Source organism: Bacillus sp. 196mf, assembly GCF_003217275.1.
Classification (GTDB): Bacteria; Bacillota; Bacilli; order Bacillales; family Bacillaceae_G; genus Bacillus_A; species Bacillus_A thuringiensis_S.
In genome coordinates, this window is sequence record NZ_QJTG01000013.1 from 52,743 (window position 1) to 72,599 (window position 19,857).

The following is a 19,857-nucleotide window of genomic DNA, read 5'->3' on the forward strand; positions in this document are numbered from 1 at the left end:
GTTAAACATGAAGGATTGGCATAAAAGTGTAGTCTATCAAATTTATCCGAAGAGCTTTAATAGTTATTACAATAGAGAAACCGGTGATATAAAAGGGGTTACAGAGAAACTAGATTATTTAAAAGAACTCGGAGTGGATTATATATGGTTAACACCGATATACCAATCACCACAAAATGATAATGGATATGATGTAAGTGATTACTACAGCATTGATCCATCTTACGGAACGATGGAAGAGTTTGAAGAACTTTTAGCAGAAGCGAAAGTACGTAACATTGAGATTATGCTTGATATTGTTGTAAATCATAGTTCGACTGAACATAAGTGGTTTAAAGAAGCGAAGGAAGATAAAAATAGTCCATATCGTAATTACTATATTTGGCGTGATGAAAAAAATAATTGGCAGTCTAAGTTTGGTGGATCTGCTTGGAAATATGAGGAGAAGACGGAGCAATATTATTTACATTTATTTGATGAAACACAAGCTGATTTAAATTGGGAAAATGAAAAACTTCGTGAAGAAGTATATGATATGATGCGTTTTTGGCTGGATAAAGGGGTAACAGGATTCCGATTAGATGTCATTAACTTAATTTCAAAAGACCAATGCTTCTTAAACGATGAAGGTAGTACTGCGACAAGTGATGGACGCAAGTATTATACAGATGGTCCGCGTGTTCATGAATATTTACAAGAGATGAACCGAAATGTTTTTGCAGGAAAAGATGTCATTACAGTTGGAGAAATGTCATCTACGACAATTGATAATTGTATTAAATATTCTAATCCTGAGCGTAATGAATTAAGCATGACGTTTAGTTTCCATCATTTAAAAGTAGATTATCCGAATGGTGATAAGTGGACGAAAGCAGAGTTTGATTTTATTAAATTAAAAGAGATTATGTCTAACTGGCAAATTGAAATGCAAAAGGGCGGAGGATGGAATGCGTTATTTTGGTGTAATCATGATCAGCCTCGCATCGTGTCACGCTTTGGTGATGATGGAAAGTACCGAAACGAATCTGCAAAAATGTTAGCGACAGCCATGCACATGCTGCAAGGAACGCCTTATATTTATCAAGGGGAAGAAATCGGTATGACGAATCCTAAATTTGAGTCCATCGAGCAATATCGTGATGTAGAATCGTTAAATATATACGATATAAAGCTAAAAGAAGGGCTATCAAAAGAAGAGATTATAGGGATTTTAAAGCAAAAATCTCGTGACAACTCTCGTACTCCGATGCAGTGGAATGAAGAGATGAACAGTGGTTTTACAACAAGTACACCTTGGATTTCAGCGGCTGAAAATTTTAAAGAAATAAACGTAGAGAAAGCATTAGAAGATAAAGAGTCCGTATTTTATCATTATAAAAAGTTAATAGAGCTTAGAAAAACGTATGATGTTCTTACAGAAGGAGAATATGCTATTTTGGATAAAAATGATCCTAAAATTTGGGCATATACTCGTACTACAGAAAGTGAAGTACTACTTGTTATAAATAACTTCTATGGAGAAGAAATAACGTATTCAGTACCAGCGCACGTTCAGTTAGATGGAATGAAACAAGAAGTACTACTTTCGAATTATAAAGATGCCAGCAAGGATATTGCAAAACTTAACTTAAGACCATATGAATCAATTGTGTATCGATATACGAAATAAAAAGGTTGTATGCCCGAGCGGCATACAACCTTTTTATTTTAAGACACCACTATACAAAATGCTTACTTCTACTTCAGGTTTGAATTTTACTTTTGCATAATCTTTATTCCAATTTTTTTTCTTCCATAAGTTAGGATGATAAGCGATAAGATGTCTTCCAATACCGAAAGCATCGCAATTTGCTTTTTGTAGTTTTCGTGTTATTTTTTTCGCTTCTTTCGTGAGTTGTTTAGAAAGTTCTTTATTTAGTTTTTCTCTATCGTCCATTGTATACATATTATCTCTTGGAGATTCAAGTGCTATAACTTTTAATTGGAGCTTAATGTGAGCATAAACATTTCCTTTTTTATCTGTTGTTATTTTTAAGTCGCGTTTTAATTTTCGATTACTAATTTCCATTGTTAAATAATCAGATGTCTTCTCAGATTCATCACTAGTCAGTTTTTGGGTTATACGGGCACTTGTTCCCATTTTTCCGGTTAATAACACGAATAAAACAGATTGTTTCAAAGGTAAATGCCCAGTTAATTTATCATTGTTAAATAAAGCTAACCCGTTTGTAACTACTTCTTTTCCTTTTATTTTTATAGAAGGAAGGGTAAAGTCTTTACCGGGATCTAACATTTTTGTAGCAGCTGTTTCTAAAGTTTCTTTTGGAAATACACTCATATCTTCTAAGCTTTTCACTTTTTTCTTTAGAAAATCTCCAATTAGTAAATTTCCTATTTTCTTTTTTTCGAGTATCTCCGATGTTTCACCATCTACTGCAATAAGTTTTACTAAAGCAGTTGGGTTTGTTGGATCTCGAAAGCTGACATCTAAATAGGGGAGTATACCCTTTTTTAGAATTTTGGTTCCGAGTAATTGAACACCATATTTAAAATAGCGAATATTCCCAGTCACATTTTTTTTTAGGGCATCGCCTGTATCCATTATGTTATGCCCGGTTGCTGAATATATTTCATTCTCAAATGAAGATTGCTCTCCGCTTGAACTTTTTACGAGCTCGATTGTTTGCTGGAGTTTATTCTCTTCCGTAATATCAGCTCCAACGCTATAAGCTAAACTTGCCTCCCTTAATGGTTCTTGATCCCAACAGCCAGAAAGGAGGGAACTAGCACATAATATTAAAAGTAATTTAACTCTTTTTTTGAACATACTGTTCTCCTTTCTTATTTCGTATCACAGAATAAAGTAGAAATAAAAGAGGAAGGACAACTATGAAAATATAGGTGAACTTATCAGTGAAAGTTGAAATTACTTTTAATTCTTCAGGTGTATCTATAAATAAGGCTACACTAAAAGCAATAATACCAACGATTGGAACAGCCTTTTTATGATTAGCAAGGTTGAATATATGTCCAATTCCGATTGAAGCAGCGCAGTAATAACTAGCAATAGAAGCGACAACTGTTATCATCCAAATTGGGATGAAGATTAGGTCCGTTCGATCTATAATTCCAATATGCAAGGAGCGTAATAAGTAAGCAACTGGCTCTGGAATAAGCTCAATTTGCTTTGGACTAAATACGATAAAGCAAATCCAAACGGTAAAAGTATAAAAAAGAGTTACAAATCCATTGGCGATAGAAATGGCCTTCAGTTTTGCAATAGAACTCCCATTTACTTTTGGGAAAGCGATAAGAATAATTTCAAAACCATACATGGCTGTAATTGTTTCCTTGGATGCTTGAATTATATTCCACCATCCGGCTTCTGTAATAGGAAAAATATAAGAGAAATCAGCTCGTGAAAGCCCTAGGGCAATTAAAAGGGCCATTGGAATAATGAGAATAGAGGCCATGACATAAAATCGTACGATGACTTTAAATGTGTTATAAGCTACATAACAACAAGCTACTGTACATAATATGAGAATTGCAGACCACGGAGTTGCGTGTAAAACCCATACTTTAATGACGTTACAAGCATTCAACATAACCGTCATACCGATAAGGGTAAAATAAAAAACATAAGAAAAGCCCAATAGTTTTCCTAACTTATTACCAAATAGCATACAAACACTTTTATACATATCTGCATCAGGAAATCGTTTTAAGAAAAGCCACATAAGTAAAATAATAAGTTGAATGGCAAGCCCCGCGATGAGCGCAGAAATCCAACCACCACCTTTTGCTATCGGATGAAGCCGGTTAGGTAGAGATAGTATACCGACCCCAATTTGGCATTGAATAACGAAAAAGGTAAATTGAACAAGTGAAATTTTACTTTGCGTGTTTGTCACCGTCCTCATCCTCTCTCGTTACAGGTTGGCGCTGCATTTTTTTCGGTTTTGGATCATGTGGTCTTTCCCAAAATGACCAAATTGGTAGTCTTATGAAAGAATCTTTCATATCTTTAATCCGCATCGGGGCAACAGGAGAAAGATATGGTGTATGAAATGAATGAAGCTGACATAAGTGAACGAAAGTTATAATGAGACCGAATGATATTCCTACATATCCGAATATGGCAGCAAGGAGCATTAATGGAAAACGAAGAATCCGAACTGCTGAACTCATATCGTTTGATGGAACGAGAAAAGATGAGATTGCAGTTAAAGCTACAACGATGATCATTGTGTAAGAAACGAGTCCAGCTTTTACAATTGCATCCCCAATTACTAAACCACCTACAATACCGATTGTTTGTCCAACGCGGCTCGGCAAGCGAATACCAGCTTCTCGTAATAACTCGAAAATTAACTCCATTAAGAGAGCTTCAAAAATAGGAGGAAGCGGTACTTTCTCTAATGAAGCTTTAATCGTATACACAAGTTCGAGCGGTAACACATCAGGATGAAAAGCGACAGTTGCAATATATAAAGCTGGTAAGAGAAAGGCAATTAAAAAACTTACTAAGCGAATCATTCGGACGAAAGAACCGACAATCCAACGGTTATTATAATCATCTGGTGATTGATAAAAAGCGAATAACGTAACCGGTACGATGAGTGCTGTTGGATCTCCGTCAGATAAAATAGCAACACGCCCTTCCATTAAATTAGCAACAGTTCTATCTGGACGCTCTGTATTTAATTGCTGCGGGAATGGGGAGAAAGACGTATCCTCTATAAATTCTTGTATGTATCCTGGTGGCATAAGTGCATCCGTTTTAATGGTTTCTAATCTTCTTTTCACTTCTATAACTAAATCGTCATTCGCTATATTTTGCATATAAGTAATTGCCACTTTCGTGTGCATTTCTTCACCGAGTGTAAAATACTTAACAACTAAATTTGGACTCTTAATGAGTTTACGAATAGAGGTTAAATTAGTTGCTAGATCCTCTACAAAACCAGTATGTGGACCGCGCACAACTCCTTCATTATCAGGCTCTGCTATATCTCTCTTTAAAGATAAGGCTGTTTCGAAAATACAAAAACTGTCGACGTGTTCATGAAAATATAAGGATTTACCTTGTAATAAAAGTTGTATCCCATAATTTAAATTCGTTTCTTTTTTCATATTTAACGTAGAAAAAGCTTTATCTAAAGATAAATCTGATCGCGTTAATAATGGCTCAAGGACTAACCGATGAATTAGATTTGGATCTGCTAAAGATTCGATATATAAGATTGTTCCTTTTCCGTTTTGAAAAGGGAGATCTAATTTTTTTATATCATCAGAATGAGAAAGTTTATTTTCAATGTAATTAATGTTCTCCGGAAGTGATGGAAACATATGCTTTTGGTTTTTACTCTCTTGTTGTTCTTTTTGCTCTGTCATAATTTCCACCTCTCTTAAAGTGCAATTGTTTCTGTTAATTTTTGTCGTTTGTGAGAAATTTATGCTTGAATTATTTTAAAAAAAGAGGATTGAAGGTTACGTTACATTGTCTTTTGTGCATTATTCAATTTCATAGCAGTACTTCTAACATTTGTGTCGAATTAAGAAGATATATAGGAGGGATATATATGGAAATAGCTGTAGAACGTGTTTTTACGAAAGAGATTTTAAAAAGAGCAGCGAATTTGTTTCATGTAACAGTGGAAGAAAAGCCACTTGGAGATTTTGAGAATTATATTTTTAAGGCGAAGGGTGATAATGATGAAGATTACGTATTACGTTTAACACATTCTTCTCATCGTTCTAAACAAGAGGTAGAGGCTGAACTAGATTTTTTACGATATGTTGCGGAGAATGGGGCAAAGGTAGCAGGACCTCTTTATTCAACGTCTCGAAATCTCGTAGAAGAAATCGTAGCAGAGGATGGGACATTCTTTTTCGCTTCTTTATTTACATATGCAAAAGGTGAGCCAGTAAAAGGAGCAGAATCGCCTTATTGGGGAGATGCTTATTTTGAAGCGTGGGGAAAAGCGATTGGGCAACTGCATCGCCTTACAATGGAATATCCTAAAACAGACTACCGTGATACGTGGGAAGAAGACGAAAGTGGAATTGTTAATGAATTAGAAGATGGTCAAGTGAAAGAGATTGCAGCGGTATTAATGGATGAAATTAAGGCTCTTCCAGTTGAAAGAGAAACGTTCGGTCTTATGCATGGTGATATCCATCAAGGTAATTTTCATTATGATGGTAAAGAGCTAACAATCTTTGATTTTGATGATGCAGCTTATAATTACTTTATACATGATTTAGCGATGGTTCTATACTACTCTGTTCTATTTACACCGTGGACAGCAGAAGAGAAGACAGATTTTGCTCGTAAACAGTTACAAGTGTTAAGAAAAGGATACGAATATGAGCATAGTTTGGAGGGTAGTTGGTATGAATCGTTACCACTATTTTTACGCTTACGTGATATAGGTTTATATGGAACGCTTCAAAAGAAGTTTAAAGGGAAAGATATGCCTGATAACTTCTTGAAATTATCAGAAGAGCTATACGAAAGAATTATTAAAAGAGAAGCAATTGTGAATATATAATACATTTAGTTCAAAACAAAGTATATAAAACAAATATATACTTTGTTTTTTTATACAAAAATATGTTTACTTTATTAAAATAATATTGTCCTGGATTCGGTATACACTTATAATTTTATATGTATTCTGAATATTCTTTATAAAGAAGGAGGGGGAATGTTGGAAGCTTTCGTAAATTGGTTAAATAATATTGTTTGGAGTCCAGCACTTGTTTATTTATGTTTAGGAGTAGGTTTATATTTTTCCATTCGAACGAAGTTTTTACAAGTAAGGCACGTAGGAGAAATGGTGAAGCTGACATTTCAAGGAGAAAAATCAGAAGCTGGTGTTTCTTCATTCCAAGCGTTAGCACTTTCATTATCAGGACGCGTTGGAACAGGAAATATTGCTGGAGTAGCAACAGCGGTTGCATTCGGTGGACCAGGAGCTGTATTTTGGATGTGGGCAGTAGCCTTTTTAGGGGCAGGATCAGCTTATGTAGAATCAACACTCGCGCAAATATATAAGACGAAACATCAAGGGCAGTTTCGTGGTGGGCCTGCTTATTACATCGAAAAAGGTCTAGGAGTTAAATGGTATGCTTTAGTATTCGTTGCAGCGACAATTCTTGCAACAGGACTTTTATTACCAGGTGTACAAGCAAATAGTATTGCTGTAAGTTTAGAAACAGCTTTTGGTATTAATACTACCGTATCAGGGACTATATTAGTTGTCGTATTAGCTCTTATCATTTTCGGTGGAGTAAAGCGGATTGTTAACGTAGCGCAAGTTGTCGTACCGTTTATGGCAATAGGTTATATTTTAGTAGCTTGCGTCATTGTTGCTATGAATATTGAAAAATTGCCAGAAGCATTTATGTTAATTATAAGAAGTGCATTTGCATTAGAAGCTGCATTTGGTGGTATTATCGGTTTAGCAATTTCTTGGGGAGTAAAACGTGGTATTTATTCTAATGAAGCAGGGCAAGGAACTGGGCCACATGCAGCAGCAGCAGCTGAAGTATCACATCCAGCTAAACAAGGTTTAGTGCAAGCATTTTCCGTTTACATTGATACATTATTTGTTTGTTCAGCAACAGCATTTATGATGATTATTACAGGCATGTATAACGTATTTGATGCAAGCGGAAAAAACTTTATCGTTAATAAATTAAATGGTGCTCAGCCAGGACCAGGATATACACAGGCAGCGGTAGAATCTGTTTTCCCTGGATTTGGAAACGGTTTCGTTGCAATCTCGCTATTATTCTTCGCGTTTACAACAATTATGGCGTATTACTACATTGCAGAAACGAATATAGCGTACTTAAATCGTGATAAGGATCGTCCTTGGCTGTCCATGATACTAAAGTTTGTATTTTTAGGAGCAGTATTCTATGGCTGTATAAAAACAGCAGCAACGGCTTGGGCTTTAGGCGACATTGGGGTAGGAATTATGGCATGGGTAAATATCATTGCGATTTTACTATTACAAAAACCTGCATTAGTCGCATTAAAGGATTATGAAAAACAGAAAAAAGAAGGAAAAGATCCAGTATTCGATCCAGGGCCATTAGGAATTAAAAATGCTGATTTTTGGGAGCATGAATACGGGAAAGATAAGAAAGAAGAAGTATCTTAATAGAATAGAAATGAAGAAGCAAAGGGGAAACCCTTTGCTTTTTTTTATGGACAAATTGAAGCTAAAAGTTATTTTTGGGACTATTTTTGAATATAAAAAGAATGTACATGCGTTGTTAGGGGAAGGGGGGAGTATGTTGATAGAATTTCGTAATGTAAATAAATATTATGGTAACTTTCAAGTTTTGAAAAATATTAATGTGCAAGTGAAAAAAGGCGAAGTAGTAGTAGTTGTCGGGCCTTCAGGATCAGGAAAAAGTACATTGCTTCGATGTATAAATCAATTAGAGGCAATTACAGATGGAGAATTAATTGTACAAAATACAGAGGTACACAATAAAAAAACGGACATGAATGAATTGCGGCGAAATATTGGGATGGTCTTTCAACATTTTTATTTATACCCACATAAAACAGTTCTGCAAAATATTACATTAGCACCGATTAAAGTAAATAAAGTTTCCAAAGAAGAAGCAGAGAAAACAGCAATGCTTTATTTAGAGAAAGTAGGAATCCCAGAGAAGGCTAACGTATATCCACATCAATTATCCGGAGGACAACAGCAAAGGGTAGCAATTGCTAGAGGACTTGCGATGCAACCGGAAATTATGCTGTTCGATGAGCCTACGTCTGCTCTTGATCCGGAGATGATCGGGGAAGTACTTGATGTTATGAAAACGCTAGCTAAAGAAGGGATGACAATGGTCGTTGTCACGCATGAAATGGGATTTGCACGAGAAGTAGCAGATCGGATTTTATTTATGGATGATGGTCAAATTATTGAAGATACAACACCGGCACAATTTTTTGCAAATCCTGAACAAGAAAGAGCTCGTTTATTTTTAAGTCGGGTGCTAAATCATTAGAGGAGGAATTTCATGCTTAAAATGAAAAAGTTATTTACTTTAATCGTATTTTCATGTTTATTCGTGCTTGTTGTTGCTGGATGCGGAAGTAAAAAAGATGAGGCAAAGGAAACAAATACGAAGCAAGGCGGGGCTGTTGAGCAAATTAAGAAACGAGGGAAATTAGTAGTTGGGGTGAAGAATGATACGAATTTATTTGGATTAAAAAATCCTTCAACAGGGCAAGTAGAAGGATTCGATGTTGATATCGCGAAGGCACTTGCGAAAAAAATTCTTGGGGACGAAAAGAAACTAGAGTTGAAAGAAGTAACATCTAAAACACGTATTCCACTACTGAAAAATGGTGATATTGATGCAATTATCGCAACAATGACAATTACGGAAGAACGTAAAAAAGAAGTTGATTTTTCAGATGTATATTTTAAAGCAGGGCAATCGTTACTTGTGAAAAAAGGAAGCAATATTAAGAGTATTGATGATATAAAACAAGGTGTGAAAGTATTAGCTGTAAAAGGCTCAACATCTACAAATAACATTCGTCAAAAGTCACCAGAAGCGACTGTATTAGAATTTGAAAATTACAGTGAGGCATTTACGGCATTAAAAGCAGGAAAAGGTGATGTTTTAACGACAGATAATGCAATTCTTTACGGCATGGCAAAACAAGATTCAAATTATGAAGTTGTAGGGAAAATTTTCACGGATGAACCGTACGGAATTGCAGTGCAAAAAGGTGCAGATGATTTAACGAAAGAGATTAATAGCTTGCTAAAAGATATGAAAGCGAATGGAGAATACGATAAATTGTATGAGAAATGGATTGGTCAAAAACAAGAAAAATAAAGTGACACTTAATTGGAATAAATAATAAGAGTGAGAGGATGAGGGATGCTCATCCTCTTCTTGTAAAGAAAGAGGGGAGAATATGTGCCTGATTTTTCTATACTAACGAATAACATTGATATGTATTTAGAAGGCTTTAAGTATACAGTTATGTCTAGTGTAATTGCATTAATAGGAAGCTTTATTTTAGGAGTAATTTTGGCGGTAATGCGTATTGCACCGATTCGTATTTTAAATTGGGTAGGATCAGCTTTTGTAGAGTTTGTAAGAAATATTCCACTCGTATTAATTGCATTTATATTTTATTTTGCTTTACCTGTAATAGGAATTACTTTAAATGGTTTTGTAGCAGGAACAGTTACGCTTACGGTATATACGGCAGCTTTTATTGCGGAAGTCATTCGCGCTGGTATTCTATCAGTCGCGAAAGGTCAGATGGAAGCAGCAAGGTCTTCAGGGTTAACGTATGTACAGGCGATGTATTATGTTGTCTTACCTCAAGCGATGAAAATCGTAATTCCTCCTCTAGGAAATCAATTTCTCAATTTAGTAAAAAACTCTTCCATACTCGGAATTATCGCTGGTACTGATTTAATGTATCAAGGAGATTTAATTTCAACGAAGACGTTTGTTACGTTTGATGTTTATATATTTGTCGGGATGTTTTATTTAATATTAACAATTCCGCTCAGTATGCTAGTGCGTTATTTAGAAAAACGCTTGGCAAAGGAGGCGGTGTAAATGGATTTTAAGGGGGCAATTACAGGGGATCATATTCTATTTTTATTAAAAGGATTACTTATAACGTTAGAGGTAGCGCTCGTAGCAATTGTACTTAGCTTTATTATCGGTAGTGTAATAGGAATATTGCGCTACACGAAAATACCTGTCGTCTCACAAATATTAGGAATTATCGTTGAAGTGATTCGAAACTTACCACTACTGTTAATTATATTTTTCACGTATTTTGCACTTCCAGAAGCAGGCTTGAAATTAGAAATTATAACAGCTACAATTGTTGCTTTAACAATATTTGAAGCTGCAATGATATCTGAAATTGTTCGAAGTGGTCTATTATCTATCGAAAAAGGGCAAATCGAAGCAGCGAGGTCTTCCGGATTAACGTATGTTCAAGCGCTGTGGCATATTATTTTGCCACAAGCATTAAGAAGAATGGTCCCGCCACTTGTCAGTCAGTTTATTTCATTGCTGAAAGATACAGCGCTAGCAGTCGTTATATCACTACCAGAGCTTATTCATAATGCTCAAATTATTAGCGGGCAAAATGTAAATTATATGATTCCGACGTTTATAGTAGTTGCTTGTATGTATTTTATCGTAAATTATAGTTTATCAATTTTATCGAGAAGATTAGAACTTCGTTAACCCTTACAATATATGTAAGGGTTTTTTCCTTGTTTATCCTTATTTTCCTCTAAATAGAATCTGAATCTTGCAATAATTAGATTTTTTATATTATTTTATCAGAAAAGTTTTAATTTTATATAGAAAATGTAATCGCTTTCGTGTATATTTTTATTATCAGAAAATTTTAACAAGACATAGGGGTATGGTAGGGGGAGGATTTAGATGCAGCAACCAACGAATGAGAAATTACATCGTACGATGAAGAGTAGACATTTATTTATGATCGCACTAGGTGGTGTAATCGGAACTGGTTTTTTCTTAGGTTCAGGTTACACTATTAATCAGGCTGGACCAGGGGGAGCCATCCTTTCATATTTAGTAGGCGGATTTATTATGTATTTAACAATGCTTTGTCTTGGAGAGTTAACGGTAGCAATGCCAGTTTCAGGTTCTTTCCAAAAGTATGCGACGAAGTTTATTGGACCAGGAACGGGCTTTATGATCGGCTGGTTATACTGGCTTGGCTGGGCAGTAACAGTAGGACTAGAATTAACGTCAATCGGTTTAATGATGAAAAGATGGTTTCCAAATGTTGATGTTTGGGTATGGTGCCTTGTATTCGGCGTTGTTTTATATGCTTCAAACGCAATTTCGGCGAAAAGTTATGCCGAATTAGAATTTTGGTTTTCTAGTATTAAAGTAATTACAATCCTTGCATTTGTTGTTCTTGGTGGTAGTGCATTATTAGGATTTATATCATATGACGGAAAAGAAGCAGCACCTCTTTTCTCTAACTTTGTAAGCGATGGTGGACTTTTCCCAAATGGACTAGCTGCCGTATTACTTACAATGATTACAGTTAACTTCTCGTTCCAAGGAACAGAGTTAATCGGAATTGCAGCGGGAGAAAGTGAAAATCCAGAAAAAACAATTCCACGTGCGATCCGTAATACAGTATGGCGTATTATGTTATTCTTCATTTTAACAATGACAATTTTAGTAGGATTAATTTCTTGGAAAGAAGCAGGCGTAATTGAAAGTCCATTCGTAGTTGTATTTGATAAAATCGGTATTCCATATGCAGCTGATATTATGAACTTCGTTATTATTACTGCGTTATTATCTGTAGCGAACTCTGGATTATATGCAGCGACACGTATATTATGGTCACTTGCAAATGAAGGAATGGCACCAACTTCCTTCCAGAAAGTAAATAAGCGTGGTATTCCAATTACAGCGCTAGTCGTAACGATTGCGGTAGCTGGATTATCTCTATTCACAAGTTTCCTTGCAGAAGATACAGTATACATGTACTTATTATCGATAGCTGGTTTATCGGCTGTTTCAAGTTGGATCATTATTGCTTTATCGCAACTTCGCTTTAGAAGTCAGTATATAAAAGGCGGAGGAAAGTTAGAGGACTTAAAGTATAGAACACCACTATATCCGATTGTTCCAATTTTAGCTTTAATTACAAATAGCATCGTTGTTATTAGTTTAGCGTTTATTCCTGAACAAAGAATGGCGTTATACTGCGGTATTCCATTTATCATTTTCTGCTATATATATTATTATTATATGAGTAAGAAACAGCAGAAACCGATGAAAGTGGAGATGGACAAAACAAATGAAACTAACAATCAAACACGATGATATAAAGGCAGATTTATCGTACGCTCAATTAGCGATTGGAAAAGAAAACGGGTATTCACCGTTACAATTACTCGTTTCTTCTATCGCAGGATGTAGTGCAATTGTCTTTCGAACAATTTTAGAAAAGAAACGTATTACATACGATACGTTTACGATCGAAACTGAAATTGGTAGAAGTGAAGCTTTATCCAAACCAGTTGAAAGTGTTCATTTGCACTATAAAATTAAAGCGGAAAACATTACAGAAGAGCAGTTGGACAAAGCATTGCAGCTTGCAGTGAAAAATTGCACGATTGTTCAATCTGTAAAAGATAGTATAAAAGTTACGGAAACAATTGAACTAATAAAATGAAACATAAAAACGTGAGAGCCGTATTCTCACGTTTTTATGTTTTTAGAAAGAGGGGAAAGTGTAGTGGACTGTTTAGGTTGTAAATTAGCAAACGAAGAGAAAAAAATATATAAAGTATATGAAGATGATTATGTAACTTGCTTTTTAGATCATGCGCCTTTCTACCCAGGACATACTTTAATTGTGCCAAAGCAGCATGTTGTAGAAGTAGACGAATTAGATGACGTTGTAGCAAGATCAATTATGGATGCTTCTAAGCTGATTGCAAAAGCGATTAAGGCATTATATAAACCAGATGGAATTACAGTTTGTCAAAATGGTGGAGTATTTAACGAGTTAACACATTACCATATGCATGTCGTACCAAGATATAAAGAGCGTTCGTTTGCTGAGTTTTATACGGTGCAAACGGAGGAAAAGAAGAATCATAACTTTGAAGAGACAAAGAATTTGTTAAAAGAAGCGATAGAGCAAATACTGCATATTGAAAAGGTGTAAAAGAATTTTTCTTAGAGATACAGTCAGGAAAATTCTAATATTAAAAAGCCCAATTTCTTAGTTACAATAGAGAAATTGGGCTTTTGCTTATTCTATTATTAAATTTTATCTATAAAAAGATTTTGCAGTGTCACAAAGTTACAGTGCTCATTCGTTATATAGAGTGAGAGGAGGAATTATATGAAAGTTACAAACAACGATTATGAAAAGATGGAAGAGCTATATGAGTTGTATGAACAAAAAATTTATTATGTAGCTTATTCTATTTTAAATAATATTCAACAGGCTGAAGATGCGGTTCAAGAGACGTTTATTACTCTTTATAAGAACTTGGAAAAGCTCCATAGCTTGAGTACTGAAGAGCTTAAACGCTACATTTTTAGGGTTGCGAAAAACAAGGCGATTGATAGCTATCGGAAAAATAGACGACATGAAACATTTTTAGAAGAATATGAAAGAGAATCAACAGAAACAGTAGATGAAAATATTGAAGAGTGGGAAAAACGTGTAATGTCCGAGTTTCAAATTGATGCATTGTTAAAAGAGTTAAATGAGTCTAATAGACAGGTGTTTAAGTATAAAGTCTTCTATAACTTAACGTATCAAGAAATTTCAAGTGTCATGGGGATAACGGAGGCCAATGTCCGCAAGCAGTTTGAGCGTGCTCGAAAACGAGTCCAAAATATGATAGGAGGTATACAACATGACGAATTCAAAGAACTCCAAAGAAATATATGAACTTGCTGAAAAAATTGCTTTAGATGATTTTGATAAACTCGAAGAACAACATGAATTTTCACATACATATACGCGCAAAAAGAAATTGTTTATGGAAGAAATGAAGCTGAGAGGCGAGCGACCACAGAAAAAGCGTAAAAGACATCGTATGTTAATCGCTGCTGCCTGTTTATTAATTGGTATGCCAACAACTGTTTTTGGTGCAGTGAAAGTCTATAATATGATTGTTCAAAAACAAAATTACGAAGTAAATGTGTCGGTAAAAAATAAGGACTCAAAAAAGAGTGATAAGTGGTATAAGCTGAAAATAGGTAAATTGCCAGAAAATATGGAAGCAATCGATGATAGTGCTATGAAATATTCATTTAAAGATAACGACGCAATGGGCGGGTTTTCATTCGTTCTTTCGAGAGTGGGAGAAAATGCGGATTTTCAAACTTTATATTCAAAAAGTTATGAAGAAAAAGAGATAAATGGCAGGAAAGCAGTAATTGTCCATAAAGAAACTGGAAACAACAACGTAATGTTTGACAGAAAGGTCTTTCTCTTTTTTGAGAAAGAAGGGATTATGTTAGAAAGTTATATTGGATCCGATGTAAACGAAGAACAAATGATAGATGTGTTAGGGAGTATTTCACTTGAGCCTACGTCAAAAGAAAAGGCATCATATATAGCAGATTATGATGAAAATCGCTTTACCAAAGCAGCTGAACCGAAAGAAAATAAGGTGATTCCATTGAAAAAAGATAGTAAACGACTATTTCATATAGGACAAAAGGTTCCAGTAACGATATCTATGGATAACAGCCAAATTGAATATGTGATAGAAAAAGTTGAAGTCTTTGATTCAATTAAAGATTTTAAACAAGAGAATTTTAATGAACTTGGCCTAGAGATATTAAGCAAGAATAAGGCTTTAGATCAGATGGGAAAATTACTATCGTACAGACGAGATGAATATAAACTAGGGAATGGTAAAGATTCAATTGATACATTAGTAGATTCGAAATTAGTTAATGTTAAATTTGTCTATTTAACAACAACAGTGAGAAATATTGGTAAACAGGCAACAGAAGAAATCTATATGCATCCATCCATAAAGCAGCTTAAATTTGAAGGGAATGCATGGAAATACGCTAAAGAAGAGGGAATGGATGCAACGCGTATTATGACGGGAGAAGTTGATTATTTAGAGCCTCACGGAGATGGGAAAAGCTTTTACAATATTGGCAGTATCACACCAGGACAAACTGTGAAGGTTAATCTAGGTTATTTTGTAGATGAGGATAAGATAGATTCAATCTTCCTTGATGCTTTCCGTTACAGTGGGTCTAGTGGCACTGAGAATATGAATGAGAAAAATCGTTGGTGGTTCGATATTCGTCAACAATCAAAATAATAGAAACAAATCGAAGAAAAAAGCTGCTTATATTTAGCAGCTTTTTTCGTCTTCATACATATGTAAAATTTCTTTCGCACGTATAAGTAAACCATCTGTCAATTCTTTCGGTTCTAAAACTTTTGCATCTTTTCCAAGTCTATAAAATAAAGGAGTAATAAAGTTAATCTCACCTTTATTAATTGTTGAATTTATATATCCTGTCCCATCCTCGTTTACTATAACGAATTCCTCAAGATAAGGAACGCTTTTACATTGGCGTACGCCTTCTGTTGTCAGTAAAACATGTAACTGAGTAGGATTGTGTACTACGTTAGAGTTAGAGGCAAACCACTCTTCTAAATTCATGAATGTATCTGTATTTTCTTCCATCGATAATATTGAGAGAACACGATCAACGCGATACAGTAATACTTTTTTTCTACCGAAGTCATAGGACGGTAAGTACCATAACCCGTCGTGAGCATATACACCAATCGGATGAACATGTTTTGTTTTTATCCCTGATTTAGATTCGTATTGAAAGTGTAAATTTTTATTTTCAATAGCCGCTGTTAACACTTCGTTTAAAAGTGGGGTCTCAATTGTTCTCTTCGGATTCCAAAAGGCGATATAAGAACGTATTTTATCAACTTTCGCTTTCGCATCATGTTGTAGGGAGCTATATAGTTTATGTGTAACGGAATTTATTTCTGTGTTAAAAGGTAAGTCTCTGTAGTAGCTTAAAGATTGAAAGGCAAAAAAGATGGAGACTGCTTCTTCTTCGGTAAATAAGATAGGTGGAATGACCCTAGTTGTTAATACTTTATATCCTCCGTTGCGACCTTGTTCAGCGTAAATGGGTAATCCTATATCACTTAAATCTAAAATATATCTATGGACAGTACGAACGGAAATATTAAATTCATCGGCTATTTCTTGAGCTGTAAATGCTTTTTTTGCAGAAGCAAATATAAGAATATCTAATAAGCGTTTAGCTTTTGACAAATGTATCACCTTTTTTCTTTTTAACATGACATAAATTGTCATGTTTTATTGTTAGTATATTGTTTACATCATATGTTATCAAGATGAGATGCAAGGAGGAAAAGATATGTCACGTGAAATAGTTTTATTTATAGCGGCGAGCTTAGATGGGTATATTGCGAAAGAAAATGATGATTTAGAGTGGTTAATGGAAACGGAAGGAGAGGGAGATAACGGTTATACAGAAATGTATGAAACAATTGATACAATAATAATGGGAAAGAGAACGTACGATTATGTAGTAGAGCATACAGAGACATTCCCGTATTTAGATAAAAAATGTTATGTGTTTTCTAATTCAGAAAAAGGCACGAACGGACATGTAGAGTTTGTAAATGAAGATGTAGTGGAGTTTACAAAAAGGTTAAAAGCACAAGAAGGATCTAAAATATGGATGGTTGGTGGAGGAGAGCTACTGAGAGAATTCTTTAAAAATAATCTAATTGATGAATATATTGTTACGATTACACCGCATATATTAGGCTCGGGTGTTCCATTATTTAAAGAAAAGAATCCAGAAATTAATTTAACTTTAACGGATACGAAACGTTTTGGGCAATTTGTAAATTTATATTATAAAGTAAAATGATAAAGTGAAACTTTAATCAGTGGGGGTTTTGTTCATCTCCCACTGATTATTAGTTGAACCAATCGGGCTTTTACGGGCAGTTGATCCCCCACCTAACTTCTTTGCTTCCGCTGAATTTTGATGTAGGGGTCTTACTGCCCGTTAATGCGGGATAAAGAAACACGACTACTGATGATAGTCGTGTTTCTTTATAGATGGTAATGAAATTATAAAGCAAGACCCGTGATTGACTTCACTCGTTACTGTAATATTTCCGCCGTGTAGCTCTACAATTTCCTTCACGATAGATAGTCCTAAACCAGTTCCACCTGTAGCTCGTGATCTAGCTTTATCAACACGATAAAAGCGGTCGAAAATGTGAGGGAGGTCTTCAGGCGGGATACCTTCGCCTTCATCTTCAATTGTAATGGAGATACGTTTATGTTCTTCTGTAATAGAAATGTTTATATGAGAATGTTCTTTTGAATGTCTATAAGCGTTATTTAAAATGTTTACTATAACTTGTTCAAATCGCTGTTCATCTAAGTTTACTAGCAGTGTAGGAGAACAAGAGAAAGAAACTTTAATGTATCTTTCTTTATACATGGCGTTTACTTTTTCAGCTATGCGAGTAAGGAAGGTGTGTAAATGCACTTCCTTTACTTGAATAGAAAAGTTATGTTGTTCCATTTGTGCAAGTGAAAATAAATCTTGAACTAAGTTTGTAATGTAATCAGACTCATCTTTTATAATCGATAAATATCGTAAACGTTGTTCAGGAGAGGTGCTTTCTTTTAAAGCAATGTCAGCATAACCTCTTACGTATGTTAACGGTGTTCGTAATTCGTGAGCAACACTTGCTAGGAATTCACTTCGCTCTGTTTTCATATAATGTAAATCATTTGCGAGCGTTTGAATAGATGATGCTAGTTCACCAATTTCATCATTTCGAGTAGTTGTTAACGAAACGGACAAATCGCCTTTACTCATTTTTTCAGTTGCATGTTTCATGTGTAACAATGGTTTTGTTAACAAACGTGATAATAGAAAGATGGTGATGGCTGTTAGTAGAAACGTAATGACTCCGGCAATAATGAATTGTCTTGTTAGCCCGTTAACCATTTCCTCGATTGATTCCGTCCCGAGAAACATATATACGTATCCTTCCGTTTTTCCAGCCACTACAATGGGGCTAACTGTACATATATAATTAGATGTTTTCCAATGATTCTCTATAATTGCTCCGTCATGATCTGTCCGTGTTTGCATCTTTTCAATATGCTTTTTTATAGTAGTATTTATTTCATTGGATTTAGCTAGTACCTCCTTATTTGCATTTGTAATAACAACAGTAGTTTCGGCTTCGGATTCCATTAGTGCAACATGGGAGATTGTTTGCTTATCAAAATACTTTTCAAGGACATCTCTGTGACTATTTCCGCGCTTTAATAAAGCTGTCATTTCTTCATTTACTCTATTGTTGACAAGGCTATAATAAAGCGAGACAAATAGAACACTTTCGATTAAAAGTGTAACAATCAAAAAATAAAATCCGAGCTGAATAGAAATTCGCTTCATTGCTTTGCTCCTTAATCTAGAGTATCAACCCATCGATATCCGACTCCGTAAACAGTTTTTAAATGGTAATCAATAGGGAAATTTGCTTTTCGCAATTTATCACGTAAATTACGAATATGTGAATCGACTGTGCGATCTTCTGTATTTGTGTTTAACCCCCAAATTCGTTCGATGAGCTGATCACGGCTTAATACGTAGTTCACATGGCGTAAAAATAATCCGAGTAAAGAAAATTCAATTGGTGTGAGAAGGAGTTCTTCATTATGGACAGAAACGAAGTGTTTTGTTTCATCCCATACAATACCGTGATATTGGATTTGTTTATGTTCATTTGTACGTCTTAAAACGGCTTCAATTCTTGCGAAAAGTTCTTCTTCATGGAAAGGTTTCGTTACGTAATCATCGGCTCCAAGTTTTAATCCTTGAACGACATCTACTGTTTGATCACGAGCTGTAACCATAATAATAGGAATGTTACTAAAAGATCGGATTTTTTTGCACGTTTCCCATCCGTCCATCTTTGGCATCATAATATCGAGTAAAACAAATTTAAAGTTTCGATTTTCTATATGTAAAATAGCTTCTTCTCCTGAAGTCGCACATACGCAGTTATATCCAATTGGGGTAAGATAAAGCGTTAATAATTCAAGCATTCTCGGTTCATCGTCTACGAGCAGTATATCAATCATAGAGAGCCCTCCATATTTATAATCGTTACTTAAAGTGTAATGCAAAATCATGAAGAAATGGTGCAGATTATGATGTGTCTGCATAATTTCTTCAGAATTGCTT

19 protein-coding genes are annotated in these 19,857 nt (G+C 34.9%); 13 read left to right on the plus strand and 6 right to left on the minus strand.

Annotated elements, in window-relative coordinates; genetic code table 11:
- The first annotated feature begins 7 nt into the window (after nt 1–7).
- Nucleotides 8–1,669, plus strand: coding sequence for an alpha,alpha-phosphotrehalase (treC, locus tag ATL10_RS18240; protein ID WP_110497295.1), 1,662 nt, complete (start codon nt 8–10; stop codon nt 1,667–1,669).
- Nucleotides 1,670–1,702: 33 nt separating this feature from the next.
- Here the strand turns inward: treC and ATL10_RS18245 are convergent, their stop codons facing one another.
- The 3 genes from ATL10_RS18245 to gerKA are packed head-to-tail and all read right to left on the minus strand — an operon-like array spanning nt 1,703 to nt 5,397.
- Nucleotides 1,703–2,827, minus strand: coding sequence for a Ger(x)C family spore germination protein (locus ATL10_RS18245; RefSeq protein WP_000474045.1), 1,125 nt, complete (start codon nt 2,825–2,827; stop codon nt 1,703–1,705).
- Nucleotides 2,808–3,914, minus strand: coding sequence for a GerAB/ArcD/ProY family transporter (locus ATL10_RS18250; RefSeq protein ID WP_000185797.1), 1,107 nt, complete (start codon nt 3,912–3,914; stop codon nt 2,808–2,810). Before ATL10_RS18250 ends, ATL10_RS18245 begins: the two co-directional genes overlap by 20 nt.
- Complete coding sequence (gerKA, locus tag ATL10_RS18255; RefSeq protein ID WP_098390132.1) at nt 3,895–5,397, minus strand: spore germination protein GerKA; 1,503 nt, start codon at nt 5,395–5,397, stop codon at nt 3,895–3,897. The genes ATL10_RS18250 and gerKA overlap by 20 nt, the downstream gene beginning before the upstream one ends.
- Before the next feature lie 188 nt (nt 5,398–5,585).
- On the opposite strand from gerKA, the gene ATL10_RS18260 reads away from it, so the two are divergent.
- The 11 genes from ATL10_RS18260 (at nt 5,586) to ATL10_RS18310 (ending at nt 15,893) form a co-directional block, all read left to right on the plus strand.
- Nucleotides 5,586–6,557 carry a phosphotransferase enzyme family protein gene (locus ATL10_RS18260; RefSeq protein WP_098329626.1) on the plus strand — a complete coding sequence of 324 codons (972 nt, stop codon included), beginning with the start codon at nt 5,586–5,588 and terminating at the stop codon, nt 6,555–6,557.
- Between the two features lie 159 nt (nt 6,558–6,716).
- Nucleotides 6,717–8,177, plus strand: a complete 1,461-nt coding sequence (locus tag ATL10_RS18265; protein ID WP_097996909.1) for an alanine/glycine:cation symporter family protein — start codon at nt 6,717–6,719, stop codon at nt 8,175–8,177.
- A 136-nt stretch (nt 8,178–8,313) separates the two neighbouring features.
- Nucleotides 8,314–9,042, plus strand: a complete 729-nt coding sequence (locus ATL10_RS18270) for an amino acid ABC transporter ATP-binding protein (RefSeq protein WP_176543035.1) — start codon at nt 8,314–8,316, stop codon at nt 9,040–9,042.
- 12 nt (nt 9,043–9,054) lie between these two features.
- Complete coding sequence (glnH, locus tag ATL10_RS18275; RefSeq protein WP_000916477.1) at nt 9,055–9,885, plus strand: glutamine ABC transporter substrate-binding protein GlnH; 831 nt, start codon at nt 9,055–9,057, stop codon at nt 9,883–9,885.
- A gap of 84 nt (nt 9,886–9,969) precedes the next feature.
- Nucleotides 9,970–10,626 carry an amino acid ABC transporter permease gene (locus tag ATL10_RS18280; protein ID WP_001112682.1) on the plus strand — a complete coding sequence of 219 codons (657 nt, stop codon included), beginning with the start codon at nt 9,970–9,972 and terminating at the stop codon, nt 10,624–10,626.
- On the plus strand, nt 10,627–11,271 hold the full coding sequence (locus tag ATL10_RS18285) for an amino acid ABC transporter permease (RefSeq protein WP_000345978.1): 645 nt from the start codon (nt 10,627–10,629) through the stop codon (nt 11,269–11,271).
- 204 nt (nt 11,272–11,475) lie between these two features.
- Complete coding sequence (locus ATL10_RS18290; protein WP_098256330.1) at nt 11,476–12,906, plus strand: amino acid permease; 1,431 nt, start codon at nt 11,476–11,478, stop codon at nt 12,904–12,906.
- Nucleotides 12,881–13,258 carry an OsmC family protein gene (locus tag ATL10_RS18295; protein WP_000778853.1) on the plus strand — a complete coding sequence of 126 codons (378 nt, stop codon included), beginning with the start codon at nt 12,881–12,883 and terminating at the stop codon, nt 13,256–13,258. Before ATL10_RS18290 ends, ATL10_RS18295 begins: the two co-directional genes overlap by 26 nt.
- A gap of 63 nt (nt 13,259–13,321) precedes the next feature.
- The gene (locus tag ATL10_RS18300) at nt 13,322–13,756 is read left to right on the plus strand and encodes an HIT family protein (RefSeq protein WP_098256331.1); all 435 of its coding nucleotides are present in this window, start codon (nt 13,322–13,324) and stop codon (nt 13,754–13,756) included.
- Between the two features lie 180 nt (nt 13,757–13,936).
- Entirely contained in the window at nt 13,937–14,494 is a 558-nt protein-coding gene (locus tag ATL10_RS18305; protein WP_098256332.1) for an RNA polymerase sigma factor, read from the plus strand.
- Nucleotides 14,460–15,893 carry a DUF4367 domain-containing protein gene (locus ATL10_RS18310; RefSeq protein ID WP_110497298.1) on the plus strand — a complete coding sequence of 478 codons (1,434 nt, stop codon included), beginning with the start codon at nt 14,460–14,462 and terminating at the stop codon, nt 15,891–15,893. Before ATL10_RS18305 ends, ATL10_RS18310 begins: the two co-directional genes overlap by 35 nt.
- 33 nt (nt 15,894–15,926) lie before the next feature.
- Here the strand turns inward: ATL10_RS18310 and ATL10_RS18315 are convergent, their stop codons facing one another.
- Nucleotides 15,927–16,922 carry a helix-turn-helix transcriptional regulator gene (locus ATL10_RS18315; RefSeq protein WP_181419331.1) on the minus strand — a complete coding sequence of 332 codons (996 nt, stop codon included), beginning with the start codon at nt 16,920–16,922 and terminating at the stop codon, nt 15,927–15,929.
- Between the two features lie 64 nt (nt 16,923–16,986).
- On the opposite strand from ATL10_RS18315, the gene ATL10_RS18320 reads away from it, so the two are divergent.
- Entirely contained in the window at nt 16,987–17,508 is a 522-nt protein-coding gene (locus tag ATL10_RS18320) for a dihydrofolate reductase family protein (protein WP_098907896.1), read from the plus strand.
- A gap of 165 nt (nt 17,509–17,673) precedes the next feature.
- Here ATL10_RS18320 and ATL10_RS18330 read toward each other — a convergent pair whose 3' ends face one another.
- Together ATL10_RS18330 and ATL10_RS18335 are read right to left on the minus strand one after the other, a co-directional pair.
- Nucleotides 17,674–19,065: a sensor histidine kinase gene (locus ATL10_RS18330; RefSeq protein WP_000822579.1), complete on the minus strand. Its 1,392-nt coding sequence runs from the start codon at nt 19,063–19,065 to the stop codon at nt 17,674–17,676.
- 11 nt (nt 19,066–19,076) lie between these two features.
- On the minus strand, nt 19,077–19,754 hold the full coding sequence (locus ATL10_RS18335; RefSeq protein ID WP_098015651.1) for a response regulator transcription factor: 678 nt from the start codon (nt 19,752–19,754) through the stop codon (nt 19,077–19,079).
- Nucleotides 19,755–19,857: the final 103 nt, after the last annotated feature.